An 18,587-nucleotide genomic window follows, 5' to 3' on the forward strand; every position below is an offset into this window, starting at 1 on the left:
TGCGCCGGAGAATAGAAGAGGGGAACTGCGGGTGAGCAGAGGATAGCTAAGATTGCAAACGGTTTTCGTAGATGTATCGCCCGTCGCGAAGTTCTGAAAAATATTCTTTTACGGCTGGATGGGAAATGGGTTTGCCACTATCATCAATCAGAAGATTTTGCTCTGATACATATGCCTCATATGTTGTTTGCGCATTCTCTGCGAACAGGTGATAGTATGGCTGATCTTTCTTTGGCCGCACTTCCTCCGGAATCGATTGCCACCATTCTTCGCTGTTGCTGAATGTTGGGTCAACATCGTAGATTACGCCGCGAAACGGATATACCCGGTGCTTGACGATTTGTCCGATTGAAAATTTAGCGGCTCTGAAATGTGAATCGTTGTCCATAGGCCGCCATCATAAGGCAGTTTATTCCTCGGGCAAGTCTTGAAAACAGAGATTTTGATCCAGTCGCTTATATATAAGGTGAAAGCTTCTAAACAATCTTGTTCTTTTTATCTCCCCAGTAGCGATCCCGGAGCAACCGTTTGTAGAGTTTGCCCGTTGGCAGGCGAGGTAGCTGTTCTTCAAAATCGAAGGAACGGGGACATTTTTGAGGCGAGAGATGCGCATGACAGAAGTCGGAGAGCTCCGCCGCAAGCGCCTCCCCCGGAGTAACACCGGGCATTGGCTGGATAACAGCTTTTACTTCCTCGCCGAAGTCTTCATTCGGGACGCCAAATACTGCTGCATCCGCAACTTTTGGGTGTGTTATAAGTAAATTTTCGCATTCCTGCGGGTAAATATTCACACCACCTGACACAATCATGAAAGTTGCACGATCGGTAAGGTAGAGAAATCCGTCCTCGTCAATATATCCCATATCCCCGACTGTACTCATTGCGCCATCCGGCGAGAGCGCTTCTTTTGTGCGATCCGGATCATTGAAGTATTCGAACTCCGTTGCCGTTTTGAACCAGACCGTGCCGGAAGTGCCCGTTGGACATGGGTTCATTTCTTCGTCAAGGATGTGTAAATCCCCCAAAAGGACTTTCCCCACGGAACCTGGATGGGCAAGCCATTCTTCACTGTTGCAGGCGGTAAAACCGAGGCCTTCCGTGGCACCGTAATATTCATGGATAATCGGTCCCCACCAGCTGATCATGTCTTTCTTGACCTGAACCGGGCAAGGCGCGGCGGCATGGATTGCAATTTCTAACGATGAAGTATCTGCGAAATTGCGGATTTCTACAGGTAACTTCAACATGCGTGAAAACATGGTGGGGACAAGCTGACTGTGGGTAACTTTGTACTTTGAAATTAATTGCAGATATTCTTCCGGATCGAAACGTTCCATGATGACAACGGTGCCGCCGAACCGGATCGCGAAATTGACGGCCGCCTGCGGCGCGGAATGATATAGTGGCGCTGGCGAGAGATACACCATGTCTTCGCGATAGCGCCAGAGCTTTTGCAGGAAGGTATAGAGCGGGATTTGCTCAAGAGGTGAATTGTCCGGCATAGGGCGGAGAATGCCTTTCGGCTGTCCGGTTGTGCCTGAAGAGTAAAGCATTGATAACCCGAGCTTCTCGTTTTCGAGTGGTTTGGTGGGGCAGTCTGCAGTTGCCTCTTGAAGATTGATGAACTGATCGTCCGTCTCTCCATCAACTACAATGCCCAATTTCACGTTCGGGCATGATTTCAATGCTTCTTTCGCGACGGAGCGTTTTGCGTCAGACGTTATGAGAATTTTTGATTCACTATTGTTGATGATATAGGCAAGCTCTTCTGCCGTTAGATAGGAATTTATGCAGGTGTAATAGAGGCCTGTTCGTTCTCCCGAGCCGCAGCTTTCGAGATACCAGGCATTGTTTTCCATAAAAATGGCGTAATGATCCCGCGGGCGCAATCCTTTCCGGGCAAGCAAATGCGCGAGCCTGTTCGTTCTCGCCTCATATTCCTTGTAGGTAACGGTCTCTCCGGTGGAGGCCATGATAAAGGCCGGCCGGTCGGGATTTTCCTTTGCAAATTTCCCCGGATACATCCTGCATACTCCCTTTTTATTCTTCCTTTTTCGGGAAGCCGTTTTCCCGAAAGGATAGGTTGCAGCGATAGCAACTGCAACACATTTATGGCGCGGAAAAATGCGGAAAGAGTGGAGAAAAGTTGTAACGAACAGCTTCTGGCGCGAGGGAAAATCGGTTCTCACGCTACATATCAGGACGCAGAACGCCCGTAAAAAATGAACGTCATACTCGCGCCGTCAGATGCTGGGCGGCGTGAGCCAATTTTGATGCGCCGATCGCGGGTGGTTCCAGCCCGCGAAAAGCAAGGTGGCCTGGTTTCTCAAGCTCAAACTCTAACGGTCGCTTTCCTCGTAAGCCGCGAGAAATCTTCAAGCAGCTTTTCCTCTTTAACCAGCGCGACGTCCGGGTGGCAGGGGATATTCACCAGCCGCTCGAAGATATTCAGGCAATTTGGTGTTGGCGCAAGCGGCTGATAGTACTTCGAGAGCATCAGGTGCTCCGCTTTAGCGATGTTCTCTTCGAGAACCGTCGCTGTCCCGCAAAAGGGAAGGCTTGTCGCCGGGATGTTTGCGTCAAACGGATATAGCGGTTTCAAACCGGCTTTCGCCGCAATCTCGACGACCCTTGCCGTTTGCTCAAGGTAGGACGGCTTCCAGATATGATTGTGATCCAGCCGGTCGATTTGAAACGCACAGGCAATATCTGAAACTTTTCCATTGTTTATCCAATGGCGTTTTTCCACATCCGTCAGATGACCGTAGTTCAGGAGATTGTAAATCGCCTCCGCTTCATCCTTTGGTGACAGAATCAATCCCCCTTCGCCGGCGCCATAAGGTTTCGTATGATGCAGGCTGAAGCTCTGGTAGGGCCAATCCGGCAGATGCTCGTTCAATCCGGCGGCATTATCGATCAGCATGAATTTGCCGGATTTTTTCGCATACTCGATGAATGGGTCGAAATCAGGCCAAGCCCCGAAGGGATTGGTGACCACAAATCCATCGAAACTGTCCGGATCCAGCGCCCCCAGGGCTTCCAGGCTTAATATGCCCTGTTTGGTGCAATCAGCGAACTGCATGCCGCTGAAATAGCCTCGTCCCAGGTTGCTGAAGCTGAACGAACTGGCGACCCAGCGGATCGGCTTGCCGAATTTAATTTCCAGGAATCGCGCAATCGCTTCCAGGCCAATGCCGCCGTTCGCGCAAGGGGTGATGGCCTGTTCCGCCGGAACATTCATATGCGCTTCATACTTTTCCGCCAGCATATGATAGAGAGGACCGCGGTTCGCCCACAAATTCGTTTCAATGCAAAGCTCGAGAAGCTTTGCAATATACGCCATGTCCGGCCGTTTGCTCTCGACAAACGGCATCTTCGCCTTGGAGTTTGACAGTTTCATGATCGTTACCGCCCAAATAAAAAATGTATCTACTGACGTTTAAAAAACGCTAAACACGCGTCAAATTATAATATAAGACAAATTTCTGAAAATTTGATTAGCGTCTAAAAAAACATTATTCCCAAATCAGGGATGCTGACGGCGAATTATCAGAATTAAGTCTTCGATGTTACGCCTTCTAAACGCTAGTTGCCGCCCGACTGGTAAATTCACCGGCTACGCTACGAATTTTCACCCTATCTATAGGTTGCCGTTGCCGTCAATATAGAAATAGCGCAAAAACAAAGGGACGGAGAATCCGGTATGAATAACAAGTCTGCGCGGGCGATATCGGGCGGTTTCAAAAGCGGGGATTTCTTCCTTATGGGAGCGGTTCTCGCTTGGGGAATTAATTTCCCGTTTGCCAAATATGCACTGGAATTTATGGATCCGGTCATTTTTTCGGCCACGAGATATATTGCCGCCCCTTGCTTTTTGTTTGGTATTTTGTGGGTGCGAAAGGTGCGCATCGCCATTTCCTGGCGTGAGGCGCGGATGCTTGTCTTGATAGGATTGCTGGGCATCACTCTGTTCCAGGGAGGGTGGGCCTATGGTCTTAATTTAACATCGGCGTCCAAAGCGTCGGTTCTCATTACAACGTCGCCGATTTTTGGCGCCCTGATATCGGCAGCCATGGGTAATCCGCCAAGCTTGCGAGGATGGTTTGGAATCCTGCTCGCGTTTCTTGGCGTCGCCGTGGTTATCAATAACAGCTTTACCGAAATCAGAATTGGCGAGGGATCGGTACTGGGTGATTTACTTATTGTCGCCGCTTCTTTTGCGTGGGCGCTTTATACAATTGTCTCGGGGCGCCTTGTTGCAGAGCGTGGCCCCCTCCTGGTGACGGCATGGGCGATGCTGTTTGGTGCCATCATGCTAACCGCTCTTGGGATACCCAGCCTATTTGAGCAGGACTGGGGGAGCATACCCGGGCTTGGCTGGCTGGCATGGGCTTCTACCGCTATTTTTGGGGCCGCCCTTGCCTTCGTCTGGTATTGCGCCGGCATCGCCCGCCTTGGTGTGACCAAGGGGATGGTCTACAGTTTCTTCATTCCCGTGATTGCGATCCTCAGCTCGGTCATTCTGCTCGATGAAGTTATTACAATGGTTCAGATTTTAGGGGCGTGCATTGTTTTGCTGGGTGTCAAGCTGACGCGTTCCGGCTAAAGTCTTCGTTTTGTGCCTTCATATATATATCAAGCTCGGATACTTGATTATTGTTCATGCCGATACCTAACTTGCTGCGCCGCCAAATAACGTCATCGGCACATCGCGCCCACTCCTGAGCCATCAAATAACGAACTTCCTTCTCGTAAAGCCCATTCCCGAAATGACGGCCAAGATCAGTTTCAGCTGCAGCGTCCCCCAGCAATGCGTAAACTTTTGTCCCGTAGGCACGGAGCATGCGGACGGCCTGGTGAACCTCTAGAAAAGGATATTTTTCTTGTACCCAATTGAGAAGGTCGTCAAACCCGTCCATCGGGAAATCCCCTCCGGGAAGCGGCGCTTCTATTGTCCATGCAGCTTTCTTGGGACCAAGTTTTACTTCCACTTTTTCTAGAACGGCTTCAGCTAACCGGCGATAGGTTGTAATTTTTCCGCCAAAGATGTTCAGGAGCAATGCACTATCGGATTCGGATTGCCATCTAAGGACGTAATCGCGTGTCGCTTCTTGCGCCTTGCTGGCTCCGTCATCGACAAGTGGCCGTACCGCAGAATAGGTCCAGATGACATCAGAATTCTTCACTGGCGTCTTTAAATATTCGCTGGCCGCGTCGCACAGATAGAAAATTTCCGAGTCACTGATGGCAACCTTGCCCGGATCACCATCGTAATCCCTGTCGGTCGTACCGATCAGGGTATAGTGTTGCTCATAGGGAATGACGAAGATGATACGTTCATCCTCGTTCTGAAATATATAACATTCGTCATGATCGTAGAGCTTGGGAACGACAATATGGCTGCCCTGGACGAGGCGGACATTGTGAGGTGATTTTTCTTCGGTTGCAGCATCAATGACACCATCAACCCATGGTCCAGCGGCGTTTATGATCATCCGTGCCGTTCTGCTTTTCTTTTCCCCGGTCTGGCTGTCTTCAGTTGTTATGCGCCAAAGACCGTTTTTTTGTTCGGCCCCGATGCATTTTGTTCGCGGCTCGATAACTGCGCCGTGGGCGGCGGCATCCATCGCGTTCAGTATCACGAGGCGAGAGTCATTCACCCAGCAATCCGAATATTCGAAGCCGGTTGAAAATTCTTCTTTCAGCAAGTTACCGGGAGCTGTTTTTCGAAGGTTAAGCGTTTTTGTCGCGGGGAGCTTTGTTCGCCCGCCAAGATGGTCGTATATGAAAAGTCCAAGACGTAGAAGCCAGGCGGGGCGCAATCCTTTATGGTGCGGAAGCACAAAGCGTAAAGGCCAGATAATATGCGGGGCATTCGACCAAAGCACCTCGCGTTCCGAAAGCGCCTTCTGAACCAGACGGAACTCGTAATGCTCAAGGTAGCGAAGACCCCCATGGACAAGTTTAGTCGATCCTGAGGACGTTCCGCTTGCGAGATCATTCATTTCGCAAAGCGCAACGGAATAGCCACGACCCGCTGCATCGCGGGCAATGCCACAGCCATTTACGCCTCCCCCGATGACAAACAGGTCAAATTCCGCAGTCATTAAGCCCCGCTTTCCTTAAATGCGAATTCACTGATTTCTCGCTGATAACGAAGAATAATAAGCTATATATGAAAATAAAAAGAAAATATAACGAAAATATTTCTATCAAGACTCATTATTGATTTCTGGAGGTCAGGGGGGAGACCTCTATCACTCGGACGTCGCCTTCTGCGCAGATTTGACGGATGGAGGGCTCTGTGACGCAGTCGGTAATCAGTGTATCCACTTGTGCAATCCTCGCAATTTTTACGGGAGCACGGCGGGCATATTTCGTCGAATCGGCGACGAGGATTACATGGCGGGCGTTCGCGATGATAGCCTGGGCAACCTTAACTTCGCGAAAATCAAAGTCAAGAAGAGAGCCGTCGGGATCAATAGCGGAGGCGCCTATGACAGCATAATCAACGCGGAACTGGTTTATGAAATCAATCGCGGCCTCACCGACGATGCCGCCATCTGAATGTCGGACAACACCGCCTGCAATCGCGACTTCGATTGATGGATAAAGCCGTAAGTTATTCGCAACATTAATATTATTCGTGACGACCATAAGCCCTTTGTGGTTGACCAGACTGTGTCCGACAGCTTCCGTCGTCGTTCCGATGTTAATAAAAAGGGAGGAATGATCCGGAATAATTTTAGCGGTTTCTTCACCGATCGCAGCCTTTTCCGCAGCAGCTATTTGCCGCCTCGCCTCATACTCAACATTTTCATTGGCTTCCGGAAAGAGGGCGCCCCCATGGAACCGGACAAGTACACGGTTAGCGCAGAGGCTATTCAGATCCATCCGGATTGTTTGTGGTGTGATATCGAAATGTGATGCCAGGTCATCAACCTGTACTCGTCCTCGCGTCTTCGCAATTTCAACAATTTCTGCCTGGCGCTTGGTCAGATGCATAAACGACGTCCTCTTTTTTTGAATAGGTATCCTGATTATATCGCGTCAATACGAAAAAAAATTGAAAAGATTCCCAAAAGGAAATTCACACTTGGCCGGGATGATTCTGGTAAAAATATTTATCATACTTTACTACTTAGTTGGAAAAGGCGCGCAAGCTGAATAAAAAACGACGGAAATGGAGAGCCTGAGGAACATCCGGTTCCGGTAAATTGCAGACAGAATGAATGATTTACTAGAAGGGCTGCAATCGGCTGCCGGACTCATTATTCATCTGGATCGTGATCTCATCGAAATTTCGTTGAGATCACTGCAGGTGACCGTTTCTGCTGTTCTCATCGCAGCAGTGATTGGTCTGCCGTTTGGGGCCTGGCTGTCAGTGACGCGGTTTCGCTACCGGCGCCTGGCAATAGCCCTGTTGAATGCGTTGATGGGCCTCCCTCCGGTCGTTGTTGGGCTAGTTGTTTATATCCTATTGTCACGGTCCGGCCCGTTTGGCGTTCTGGATCTGCTATTTACCCCAACAGCTATGATCATAGCGCAGGTAATCATTGTGACGCCGATTATTGCGTCTATCTCGCATCAGACCATGCGGGAGCTCTGGTTCCTTTATCATGATCTCCTGATCTCCGTGAGGACCACCAAGTGGCAGCGGATGACGGCGTTGCTTTGGGATGGTCGGCGGGGTCTCCTGACGGCGACATTGACAGGATTCGGCCGCGGCATTGGCGAAATCGGCGCCATCATGATTGTTGGCGGGAATATTGATCATTTGACCCGCGTATTGACAACGGCAATTGCACTTGAAGTGGGAAAAGGGAATTTCCCGCTTGCACTTGGTCTTGGCATTATCCTGATTACCATTGCGATACTTATCAATCTGGCAATCCATACCCTGTCGCGAACCGAGCGGGAGGGGACGTGGTAGAGTCAATCCTTCCTGTATCCCTTGAGAATGTATCCGTGCGTAAGGGTGGAAAGTCAATCCTCGGCCCGCTCGACCTTTATATTGGAGAAACCGGCTGCAGTATTGTCATTGGACCAAACGGGGCAGGGAAGACGACGTTGCTGCGCTTGATGCATGGGTTGGAACGGGCGAGTTCTGGCAGCGTCAAATGGGCCGTCAGGAAAAGTGCCGCATACGCACGGCAATCCTTCGTTTTCCAAACACCTGTAATGCTGCGCCGTTCCGTTATCGAGAATATCGCCTATCCGCTTTACGTTCGGGGTGTGGGCCGACGGACGGCGCGCGCCACAGCTGAAGAATGGGTCGCCAAGGTCGGTCTTGAAGAGGCGGCTTTTCTTGATGCGCATGTGCTTTCCGGCGGAGAGAAGCAAAAGCTGGCGACGGCGCGGGCGTTAATCACGGCGCCGGATATCCTGTTTCTCGATGAGCCGACGACGAACCTTGATGGCGCATCAACCCTGGAGATCGAAGCGTTAATCCGAACGGCGAATGAAGACGGAACGCGGATTGTTATGGCGACCCATGACTTTGGGCAGGCGCGCCGGCTCGCAACGGAAATCCTGTTCATGTATCACGGTGTCATCCATGAGCGCGCCGCCGTCAGTGACTTTTTTGACGGACCCAAAACCAAGGAAGCCGCAACTTTTATCAGAGGAGATCTATTGATATGAAATTTCGATCTTTCTTAATGGCATTTTCCATCTGGCTGATGACGGCTACAGTGACGGTGGCCGACGAGATGAAAATGGCCGTCACGACCTCTTTTCATAATTCCGGTCTGTCGGACATTCTGGTTCCGGAGATCAAGAAGGACCTCGGGATTGACGTGCATCTTCTTGTGGTTGGAACAGGTCAGGCGTTAAAGCTGGGGCGGGCAGGCGATGTTGATGCCATTCTGGTACATTCACGCAAGCCTGAAGAAGAATTCGTGGCGCAGGGTTTCGGCATGCACCGCCGGGAAATTATGTATAACGACTTTATCCTTATCGGTCCAAAAACCGATGAAGCAGGCATTGAGGGTGCGAAAACGGCCGCCGATGCCTTGGCCGCCATTGCAGAGAAAGGCGCTGTATTTGTCAGCCGCGGGGATGATAGTGGTACTCACCGGAAAGAGTTGGCGCTTTGGAAATCGGCTGGTCTCGACCCGGAAAAAGAAGGTGGGCAGTGGTATCGTGCCAGTGGTTCCGGCATGGGGGCGACGCTCAATACGGCAAGTGCAATGAATGGGTATGTGTTCGCCGATCGTGCAAGTTGGCTTAATTTCAAGAACAAGGGAGAGCTTGAGTTGCTGTTCTCCGGCGATCCGGTGCTGTTCAACCAATATGCGTATCTGCCGGTCAATCCGGAAAAGCACCCCCATGTAAAAAAGGAACTGGCGGTTAAGCTCGAAAAATGGCTGGTCAGCCCGAAGGCTCAGAAAATGATTGGTGAATATGAAATTGCGGGCCAGCAGCTTTTCGTGCCGAATGCCGGGACACTTGATAGCGACAGCTAGATTTTCAGGATATGGGCAATCAATTCCAGATGATCCTGCCCATAAAACATGTCACCGTCGATGAAATAGGTGGGAGAGCCAAAAGCCGATCGGCGAATGGCTTCCTCTGTATTCTTATCATAGATTTCACGCACTTCGCTGGATAATGCGGCGGAGAGGAGCGGCGACGGATCGACACCGGCCCGCGCACAGATTTTCGTCAGATCCTCAGGATTATTCAGGTCAAAATCGTCGACCCAATGCGCATGCAGCATTTCCAGTGACAGTTTGTCTATATTCAACCCCTGAACCAGAGCTGCGATTAACAGGCAGTTAGACAGCGTAATATCGTGCGCGTGATAAGTCGGCGTTCCCGTCATTATGGGGATGTTGCGATACTCCGCCCATCTCTCGATCTCGCGGCCGAAGAAATAATCTTTATGCGCCTGAGTTCGGGATGCAATAGGGGGAGCGCCCGTTGTCGCTACGAGCTTGCGTAAGTCAAACGGCCGATGGTCAATCTTGCGGTTAGCAGCTTTGGCGATGTGCAACAGCTCCGCATGACCGATATAGGTAAAAGCAGAGTATCCGGCATAAAAATATTCGATTACCGCCATGACATGCTTCTTCTTTCCCGGTTTTTTCGATTAGTAGTTTGAAAGGGTGCGGTGAACTGCGTCCTGCCATTTCTCATAAGCGGCATCCCGTTCCTGTCGAGATATCGAAGGAGTAAATTGTTTGTCGCGTTGCCAGCTATTCGAAAACTCTTCAACCGACGGATAAAATCCGATTTGAAGCCCGGCAAGGTATGCGGCGCCGAGAGCTGTTGTTTCGGCTGAAGCAGGGCGGTCGACCGGCGCTCCCAGAATGTCAGCAAGGCGTTGCATTGTCCATTCCGAGGCAACCATGCCGCCATCCACCCGCAACACCGTTTCATAGCCCTGGCTGTCGGTGAAATCCGCCTGCATGGCATTAAGCAGATCCCGGGTCTGAAAGCAGACACTTTCCAGCGCGGCTTTTGCAAGTTCCTTTGGGCCGGTTGCACGGGTAAGGCCAAATATCGCGCCGCGGCAATCCGCATCCCAATAGGGGGCACCAATCCCGACAAAAGCTGGCACCATGATGACGGACTGACCGGAATCCGCCTCCTTTGCGAACTCTCCCGATTGCGAGGCATGCTCGATGATTCCAAGACCATCCCGAAGCCATTGAACGGCGGCGCCAGCAACAAAAATAGACCCTTCCAGCGCATATGTCGGCTTGCCGTTTAACTGATAGGCTATTGTCGTTAGAAGCTTGTGAGTAGACTGAATAGGCGTATCGCCGGTATTGAGCAGGGCAAAGCATCCCGTCCCATAGGTTGATTTCATCATGCCGGGTTTGGTGCAGGCCTGACCGACAACGGCGGCCTGTTGATCGCCAGCGATGCCCGCAATTTTAACGGAGCGGCCAAACAGAGACGGATCCAGTTCGCCGAAATCCCCCGAACTGTCACGAACGTCAGGTAGCAGCGACTTTGGAATATTCAGGATTTCCAGCAATTCATCGGACCAGCACCCTTTATGAATATCGTAAATCAGGGTTCTGCTGGCGTTGGTGGCATCTGTTGCATGAACCTTTCCCCCGGTCAGTCGCCAGAGAAGAAAACTGTCTATTGTTCCGAAAGCGAGCTTTCCGGCATTTGCCGCATCACGCGCTCCTGTCACATTATCGAGCAGCCAGGAGATTTTGGTGCCGGAAAAATAGGGGTCCAGTAAAAGGCCGGTCTCTTCCGAGAACAGTGGCTCCAGATTCCGGGATTTTAGTTCCGTGCAGAATTGGGAGGTGCGGCGATCTTGCCAGACAATGGCATTATGTATGGCTTTTCCGGTTTCTCGATCCCAGATGACAGTCGTTTCGCGCTGATTGGTGATGCCGATGGCCGCGACATCCTCGATCGTTGCGTTTGCTAGCTCCAATGCGTCTTTGATGGTCGCCAATGTGCTTTGCCAGATATCTTCCGGATCGTGCTCGACCCATCCCGAGGCTGGAAAATGTTGCGTGAATTCCTGCTGTCCGACGGCAACTGGTTGATGTCTCTGGTCGAAAAGGATGGCGCGGCTCGACGTCGTGCCCTGGTCGATGGCTAGAATATAGTCCGGCATTCGTTTTATTCGCTTTTGTCTTTATTCCCTGTCACAGGATTTTGGCATGCAGAGAAATGATATGCCAGCCCGTTTTATATGACTCGGTATTCAAATGCTATTTTCAATGAAACTCACCTTTGCGAAATTGATGTGGAGTGGTGTGATTTCGGCTTTTCTGACTTGACGTAACCTCTCGGGGCTTTAACTTCGCGAAAAACGGGAGGTGGGCACGACAGAGCGTGTCATCGGTGCTACAGGAGCTTTTGGCCAGAAACATCTCGTTGTTCGATTGACTTGAACTTCCATACATGACGCAATGACGGGCAGTATATTTGTCTTAATCGGTTATGAATAATGTTGCGTCTACAGGGCACGCTTCCGTTTCTCCGCCTGGAATGGCGTTTTCTTTTGTTCGGCTTACTTCTGGCTTTCTGGTCCGGACCGGGGCAGACCTACGTGATCTCTGTCATTGGCGGGCATATCCGGAATGACTTCGGCCTCAGTAACGGTGAATTCGGTGGTATCTACACTGTAGCCACCCTTTGTTGCGCCGCGCTTCTGTGGAAGGCGGGACCGCTGGTGGATCGTTTGCCGCTCAAAAGTTTCGTTCTCAAGATAGGACTTTTGATGGTGACGGCAATGGTTGCCTTTGGGTTTGTGCAGGGGCCGATTTCTCTATTTTTCGGCATCATCGGCATCCGGTTTCTTGGACAGGGTATGATGACCCATGTGGCCCTGACGGCAATGGCGCGGCGCTACGAAGTCGAGCGGGGTCGGGCTATTGCAATCGCGGCGCTTGGCTTTCCATTGGGAGAGGCGTTATTTCCACCACTCATCGTGCTGGCGCTTGGCTTCGTCGATTGGCGTATGATCTGGCCAGGCATGGCAATTTTGGCAGCGATAACATTGTTGCCTGGCGCCTCTTTCCTGATCCGGCATACAAGCCATCAGGATGGATCGGGGGCTGCGGAACTTCAGGCGGCGGACGACGATGCCAAGCACTGGACTCGCGCGGAAATGCTCTCTGACAGTAAATTTTATTTGCTGCTTCCGACGGCGATGGCGCAGGCGGCGATTATCACCGGCCTGTTCTTTCATCAGGTGTATTTTATCTCCCTCAAGGGCTGGGATTTTGAGACTTGGAGTTTGAGCTTTGTGATCTTTGCGATCGCCTCGCTGGTCGGGGGTATGATGTCCGGATTTCTCGTGGATATGTTCCGGGCACGCCGTTTGGTGTCTTTTGTCCTGATTCCAATGTCACTAGGCATTCTTATTTTTGCCTTTCTTGAAGCCCAGATTTTCGCTGGCGTTGTTATGTTCTTTCTGGGAGTGGGGGCTGGTTCGACCAATCCTGTTTTATCGTCGCTATGGCCGGAATTATACGGAACCCGTCATCTCGGTGCCATTCGCTCGGTGGCAACAGTAGTCATGGTGTTTGGGTCGGCCCTTGGCCCCGTTTTCATGGGATTTGCACTGGATGCGGGCGCTTCCTTGGAAGCCATTGTTCTGGTTTCAGTGTTGATCACTTTGCTGGCGGCAATTATGGCCAAGATCGCGCTGTCTTCTCGTGTTCGTTAATTAGTATGGTCAATTGGCTGGCCAAAGAGGGCGCATTCGCCATTTTGCCGCCATTTCCCGGTTGAGAAGCTTAAAATTTTATTAATTTTTTTGTTATATCCCTCGTTTAGGGGATGAAGATGCGGGTCTCTTCATAGTAGGTTCACTTCAGAATTAAGAAATTTACAGACATGAGGTCCGAATTTAGCTATTTTTATAAAGAGTTAGCTGATTCGGTTTCGCCAAGGTTAAATTAGGTTCGTGGAGTAGGTAAAATGGTGACGGCAAACGGTAATAATGCTCTCGGTACAGGAAATGCCAGCGGCGCTGAAATAGTGGTTGAAGCGGCTCCTGGGATGACGATCAAGTTACCTATTGAATCGCTTCAGGGTGTATTGTTTACGCAGAATTCAGGGAATCTGATTGTTGTTCCGGCTGACGGCGGTGAACCTATTCTGCTTCAGGACTTCCTGACCTTTGGCGCCACGGAAAATCCTCCAAAAATTGAGCTGATGGATGGTGAAATCGTAGAGATAAGTGAAATTACACCGCTTATTCAGGGATATTCACTTGCGGACATCAACCCGGAGGCCGGTGAAGATATTAGCGATGGTGGAGGTGCGAACTTCCGTCCCTTTGCTGATGGAAACATCGGGGATCCCCTTGGGATTGCCGATTTGCTGCCGCCGACGGAATTGGCGTTTGCGCGGGATGAAATTGAGGAGATTATTGGCGAGAATGAGGATATTGATCCGATTTCCGACATACCGCCTGATACACCTCCGCCACCTCCTCCGCCTCCCCCGCCCGGTCCTGATGATCCGACGGGTACGGTTACCCTTACGTTTGAGACACCGGGAGGTCAGTCCGGGCCGGTGAACGGCGGATATGAGGATTGGCAGCCAAACCAGAATGTTGGCGATACGACCGAACTTCCGATGCAAGTCGTTGTGGGCTTCACTCCGGATACGGATGAAGAGCTGACGTCTGTTGATATTTCCGGATTTCCGGCTGGATCACGTTTCTTTATTGGAGGAACCGGCGCTGTTAATGAAGTAAATGTTGCCGGTGGCAGCTATTCGGTGCTGACTGTTGGCGGCGTTCTCCCGGCAATGTTTCTTTTGCCGCCAGGAAACACCGATGCTGATATTCCGTTAGATGTAACAGCGAATTTCCAGAACGGCGCTGGGGCAACCGGGTCGGCGGATGGCAACGGGATTGCTATCATTGATGCGGTTGCAGATGTGCCGACAGCTTCTGGGAGCGGTTCTGTTTCAGGGGATGAGAACACGGCAATTGAACTTCCCGAAATTTCAGCTGCGCTGCAAGATAACGACGGCTCCGAAACACTGGCCTTGTCTATTGGCGGCGTGCCTGTAGGGGCAACACTGACCGATGGTGTCAATAACTTTGTTGGGGATGGATCGGATGTTGATATTACAGGTTGGGATCTTGCAAATCTGACAATTACTCCACCAACAGATGATGACGCCGATTTCACCCTGACGGTAACGGCGACAGCCACTGAGAGTGCGACCGTGGCCGGTGGCGGAGAATTGACGGACGGAAATAATGAGGCAAGTACGAGCTTTACAATAGATGTAGCGGTTGAGAGTGCCGGCCCGCCTGGCGACGATGGCCCAACAGCAATTGACGATCGACCGGCGGCATTGATTGAGACAGTTAATACACATGCGGTTTTTGTTATTGATACGTCGGAAAGCATGGACTCCAACGAACTGAGGTTAGTGGAGGAGGCACTTCAGTTTTTGGCGTGGACCATGTTCACGCAGAATGAGACAGGCACCGCAATTACCCTGGTTGAATTTAATGATGAAGCAAACTTTATCGGTGGCGGAACCTATACGACTTTGGAATCTGTTTTGGAAGCGCTTAACGTTGTTAGCACGCTGTCTAATGGCTATACAAACTATGACTCGGCGCTCGATTTGACCCGAACTGTCGATTTTATGCCCGGATATCAACAGGAGATTTATTTTCTATCCGATGGTCAACCGACGTTGGGCGATACAGAGAATGGTATAAATGAATTCAATAGCTGGGTGACAAATGATCTCAATGGCGCAAAGGTGTATTCAGTCGGCATTGGAAGTGACGCACTTAATAGTGTTTATCTTGGCCAGATTGATAATACGCCTGACGATAATAACATCGATCCACCAGCGGGCGATCCGTATTTTCATGTGAACAATGCGGAAGATTTGATGTCGAGCATCGTTCCTAAAAGTGGGTGGGTTAATGGTAATGTGCTTGATAATGATGTTTTGGGCACAGATCCCCTGGCGGATATTCCAATTGAATCCATAAGCTATAAGGGCGAGACATTCAATCTTGATGGTAGTCCGAACTCTACTGTCGAAGGCAATTTTCTTTATATCGCTACGGATTTCGGCCTTTTGCAGATGAATTTCGAGAACGGTGAATACGCCTTCCTGACAAATACAAATGTGACCGGTGTCGAGCAGGAAGAGATAGGGTATACCATCGTAGATAATGACGGATCGACGAGTTCTGCGGTACTGACCATAACGATCGCGCCGGATTATAGCTTAATGGGAACAGTGGCGGATGATGATATTGATGGCAGCGCAATCAATGACATCATCATCGGCGGCGGCGGAAACGATATTTTGTCTGGTGGTGACGGAGATGACCAGTTCTATTATAGCAATGCCGCGTCAGATGGAAATGATGTCATCGAAGACTTTGGTGCCAATGGCGATTCAGATGTTATCAATCTGTCCGCAATTTTCGACCGGCTTGACATTGCATCCGGTGAGCGGGCAGATCATGTTGCCTTTTCTGAATCGGGAGGGAATACAACGATAACAGTCACCGATGGATCGAATGCGGAAATAGCCGGATTCTCTATCGTGGTTGAAAACGCCTCTCTAGACAGTTCCGATATTACTAATGGAAAAATTGTCGTCGATGAAAGCTAAAGGCTTTGTTGACAGGAAGGGAAAGGGCCGTAGTTATCTGCGGCCTTTTTTCTTTACAATCGGGATTTAAAATGCTGGAAGGTGGACATTGCTTGTTTTAGTATGAACTCCCGCATACGGAGTGTGGCGCAATAAATTTTGGGGATTGAGTTTTGAGCAGCATAAAAAGTTTTCTGATATTTGTTCTGGCCATTGTAATGGCCGCCCCGGCAATTGCGATGGCGAAGGACCTGCCGATTTCTGCATTTAAGGGTGATTGGCGGGGTAACGCTATTTCAGAAAGTAATGTCAGCGTTAGCTTTCCCATCACGAGTCGCGATATTGATGTCGATATCAAGCCGACAGCGGAAGGGGATTTTTCCATTACCTGGCGGACGCTCCTTCGTCAGAAAGGAACACCCGAAGATCCCAAAGAAGTCCTGAAGGAAACCACCCTCACCTTTATCAAAACGGACGAGAAAAATGTTTGGAAAGACAGTAAAGCAGGTGATGTTTATGCTGGAGATACAATTTCCTGGGCGCAGTTGAAAAATCAGACGTTGACGGTTTATGTCATGGCTATCAGTGGCTCTGGTGGCTACGACATGCAGATTTATAAGCGGACACTGACGGGTGTGAATATGGAGCTTGATTTCACGGCTATACGCGATGGCGCAATTCGCAGGACAGCAAAAGGCCAGCTTATACTCAATAACTATTGATTGTCCGGCGATGGCTCAGAAATCACCTATTCCTGGTGAAATATTACGCCTCTGAGGAATAGCTTGGCGCGTTTGTGAGGGTGGCGGCGCCGCGCGCTGGGCACAGTCTGGGCGTTCGCAAAGTCGGCAGGTTATGCCAATGGGCATGACGGCTTTCGGTGTGGTGAGATTTAGACTGTCTGCATAGATCAGCCGCCGCGCGTCGGCAATGTCGCATCCGATGCTGATGGCGTAATGACGCTTTGGCTGAGCATACCCAAGGCTCGGTTTTGTGACAGTGCGAGCAATTGAGAAAAAACGACTCCCGTCCGGCATCTCGGATATTTGCGGGCACAGTCTTCCCGGTGTCAGAAACGCTGAATGCAGGACCCATCGCGGACAGGAGTTGCCATATCTTGGAATGCGCAAGCCGGATGCGCTGAAGCGTTTTGAGATATTTCCGGCGATATCACTTCGGATCAGGTGGAGCGGAACACCGCTTTTTCCGGGTCGCATCAAGGTTGTCAATCGGTGGCAGATTTGCTCGAAACTTGCGTCGAACTGCTGTTGCAGGAGTTCGATATCATACCTTAGGTCCTCAGCTGACTGAAAGAACTGCTCGTAGGGAAGCAAAAGAGCGCCAGCAAAATAGTTGGCAAGGGCTGCTATCCCTTTCTGTCTGGCGGCATCCGTGGGCAGCTCTGGGGCATTAACAAGTTCTTGAAAAAGATCAGGGAAATTCAGATGCCCACAGAGCAAAGCAAGATGGAAATTAACGCTTGATTGCGGCAAAGACTTGGACAGAACCAGAGACTGGTTTTTCTCGTCATAAAGCGTTGCTTCAGTATTATGGCTGTCACGTGTCGCAAAATCGACGCTGACGCCATATTCCTGCTGCAAATGCTCGATCATGAGCGGCATCGGCGGAAGGCTATGATCGCCAAGTGACGCACGAAACTCCGTTGCCGCAGTTTCTATCTGGTCAAAGTAGTTATTGCGGGCCTGAATGAAATCTGAAACAGCCTCGTTTGGGGAGGGGGCCCAGCTTTTGCCGGTCAGACTGCCGTCACCGACGACGCCCAGCATTTCAGTTACAGTGTCATTCAGCGCGTCGCTATCTTTCAACGCGATTTGCAGAAATTCTCTACGTTCCTTCGGACTGAGGTCCTCATTGTCATGAACAATTTCTGTGGAGGACATAATAGACGTCACTAGTGTTCTTAACCGAAAGGATGAGTCTGCAAACAGCAGATCCTGGGAGAGACGTTCGCTCAATAGCTGCAGGTCTGTCTGCGCGGCCTTAAAGGCATCATAGGTTTTCTTAAAGGCGGAACTCAAAGCCGGCGCATCTGCCGCCATCTCGGCTATTTCTTCATCCGTAAATTGATCGTCCGAGAATAGTGGATCTTTCAGGGCGTCGGTTATCTCCCCGATCAGATGGCCTTCTTCTTGAGGCGAAAATACCTGAGGGTCGACTTTCAGGATTTTGCTTAAATGCAACAATAGAGGAACTGTAATGCTGCGCCGATTATGCTCGAGCAGGTTAAGGTAACTCGCGGATATGCCCAGCCGGTCCGCAAGCTCGACCTGTGTTAGTTTTCTTTCCTTGCGCAAACGCCGTAACCGGTTGCCTAGAAGTGGGGATTTCGCCATCAGCTGCTCCAGAAAATTTACAATAATTTACAAATTTACAAAACACATTAGAAAATATTTACATAAAAAACCGCTGTTTTACAATGTTTTATTGGGAAAAAAGGCGAAAATGTGAAACTTTTACACAACAGGGCCGAGTCTGAATAACAACATATCATGCGC

At 50.4% G+C, this 18,587-nt stretch carries 15 protein-coding genes; 7 read left to right on the forward strand and 8 right to left on the reverse strand.

Annotation, left to right across the window (positions count from 1 at the left end):
* Window positions 1-46: 46 nt before the first annotated feature.
* The 3 genes from hspQ to AACZ19_RS04600 all read right to left on the reverse strand — a co-directional run bounded on the left by hspQ (window position 47) and on the right by AACZ19_RS04600 (window position 3,400).
* A complete protein-coding gene (hspQ, locus tag AACZ19_RS04590; protein WP_339631584.1) occupies window positions 47-388 on the reverse strand; it encodes a heat shock protein HspQ in 342 nt (113 codons plus the stop codon).
* 88 nt (window positions 389-476) lie between these two features.
* Window positions 477-2,024, reverse strand: coding sequence for an AMP-binding protein (locus AACZ19_RS04595; RefSeq protein ID WP_339631586.1), 1,548 nt, complete (start codon window positions 2,022-2,024; stop codon window positions 477-479).
* A gap of 308 nt (window positions 2,025-2,332) precedes the next feature.
* Window positions 2,333-3,400: a DegT/DnrJ/EryC1/StrS family aminotransferase gene (locus AACZ19_RS04600; protein ID WP_339631587.1), complete on the reverse strand. Its 1,068-nt coding sequence runs from the start codon at window positions 3,398-3,400 to the stop codon at window positions 2,333-2,335.
* A 303-nt stretch (window positions 3,401-3,703) separates the two neighbouring features.
* Here AACZ19_RS04600 and AACZ19_RS04605 point away from each other — a divergent pair, with 303 nt between their 5' ends.
* Entirely contained in the window at window positions 3,704-4,606 is a 903-nt protein-coding gene (locus AACZ19_RS04605; protein ID WP_339631589.1) for a DMT family transporter, read from the forward strand.
* Here AACZ19_RS04605 and glpD read toward each other — a convergent pair.
* Together glpD and AACZ19_RS04615 are read right to left on the reverse strand one after the other, a co-directional pair.
* Window positions 4,584-6,107, reverse strand: coding sequence for a glycerol-3-phosphate dehydrogenase (glpD, locus tag AACZ19_RS04610; protein WP_339631591.1), 1,524 nt, complete (start codon window positions 6,105-6,107; stop codon window positions 4,584-4,586). The two genes, AACZ19_RS04605 and glpD, sit on opposite strands and share 23 nt — an antisense overlap.
* Window positions 6,108-6,222: 115 nt before the next feature.
* Window positions 6,223-7,005: a DeoR/GlpR family DNA-binding transcription regulator gene (locus AACZ19_RS04615; protein ID WP_339631593.1), complete on the reverse strand. Its 783-nt coding sequence runs from the start codon at window positions 7,003-7,005 to the stop codon at window positions 6,223-6,225.
* A gap of 223 nt (window positions 7,006-7,228) precedes the next feature.
* Here AACZ19_RS04615 and AACZ19_RS04620 point away from each other — a divergent pair, with 223 nt between their 5' ends.
* From AACZ19_RS04620 to AACZ19_RS04630, 3 genes are read left to right on the forward strand one after another with little or no spacing between them, the layout of a single operon-like run.
* Window positions 7,229-7,933, forward strand: a complete 705-nt coding sequence (locus AACZ19_RS04620) for an ABC transporter permease (protein ID WP_339631594.1) — start codon at window positions 7,229-7,231, stop codon at window positions 7,931-7,933.
* A complete protein-coding gene (locus tag AACZ19_RS04625) occupies window positions 7,927-8,643 on the forward strand; it encodes an ATP-binding cassette domain-containing protein (protein WP_339631596.1) in 717 nt (238 codons plus the stop codon). Before AACZ19_RS04620 ends, AACZ19_RS04625 begins: the two co-directional genes overlap by 7 nt.
* Window positions 8,640-9,467 carry a substrate-binding domain-containing protein gene (locus AACZ19_RS04630; protein ID WP_339631597.1) on the forward strand — a complete coding sequence of 276 codons (828 nt, stop codon included), beginning with the start codon at window positions 8,640-8,642 and terminating at the stop codon, window positions 9,465-9,467. The genes AACZ19_RS04625 and AACZ19_RS04630 overlap by 4 nt, the downstream gene beginning before the upstream one ends.
* Here the strand turns inward: AACZ19_RS04630 and AACZ19_RS04635 are convergent.
* Window positions 9,464-10,063, reverse strand: coding sequence for a 2-hydroxychromene-2-carboxylate isomerase (locus tag AACZ19_RS04635; protein ID WP_339631598.1), 600 nt, complete (start codon window positions 10,061-10,063; stop codon window positions 9,464-9,466). The genes AACZ19_RS04630 and AACZ19_RS04635 overlap by 4 nt on opposite strands.
* A 30-nt stretch (window positions 10,064-10,093) precedes the next feature.
* Window positions 10,094-11,590 carry a glycerol kinase GlpK gene (glpK, locus tag AACZ19_RS04640; RefSeq protein WP_339631600.1) on the reverse strand — a complete coding sequence of 499 codons (1,497 nt, stop codon included), beginning with the start codon at window positions 11,588-11,590 and terminating at the stop codon, window positions 10,094-10,096.
* A 336-nt stretch (window positions 11,591-11,926) separates the two neighbouring features.
* Between glpK and AACZ19_RS04645 the strand changes: the two genes are divergently transcribed.
* From AACZ19_RS04645 to AACZ19_RS04655, 3 genes are all read left to right on the forward strand, one after another.
* Window positions 11,927-13,150 carry an MFS transporter gene (locus tag AACZ19_RS04645; protein ID WP_339631602.1) on the forward strand — a complete coding sequence of 408 codons (1,224 nt, stop codon included), beginning with the start codon at window positions 11,927-11,929 and terminating at the stop codon, window positions 13,148-13,150.
* A gap of 254 nt (window positions 13,151-13,404) precedes the next feature.
* Window positions 13,405-16,092 carry a VWA domain-containing protein gene (locus AACZ19_RS04650; RefSeq protein ID WP_339631605.1) on the forward strand — a complete coding sequence of 896 codons (2,688 nt, stop codon included), beginning with the start codon at window positions 13,405-13,407 and terminating at the stop codon, window positions 16,090-16,092.
* A gap of 152 nt (window positions 16,093-16,244) precedes the next feature.
* Window positions 16,245-16,793 (forward strand): hypothetical protein, encoded by a 549-nt coding sequence (locus tag AACZ19_RS04655; RefSeq protein WP_339631606.1) that lies wholly within the window; start codon window positions 16,245-16,247, stop codon window positions 16,791-16,793.
* Window positions 16,794-16,808: 15 nt separating this feature from the next.
* On the opposite strand, the gene AACZ19_RS04660 is transcribed toward AACZ19_RS04655, so the two are convergent.
* Window positions 16,809-18,425, reverse strand: a complete 1,617-nt coding sequence (locus AACZ19_RS04660) for a short-chain fatty acyl-CoA regulator family protein (RefSeq protein WP_339631607.1) — start codon at window positions 18,423-18,425, stop codon at window positions 16,809-16,811.
* Window positions 18,426-18,587 lie beyond the last annotated feature (162 nt).

The sequence above is a fragment of the uncultured Sneathiella sp. genome, assembly GCF_963973085.1.
Taxonomy (GTDB): Bacteria; Pseudomonadota; Alphaproteobacteria; order Sneathiellales; family Sneathiellaceae; genus Sneathiella.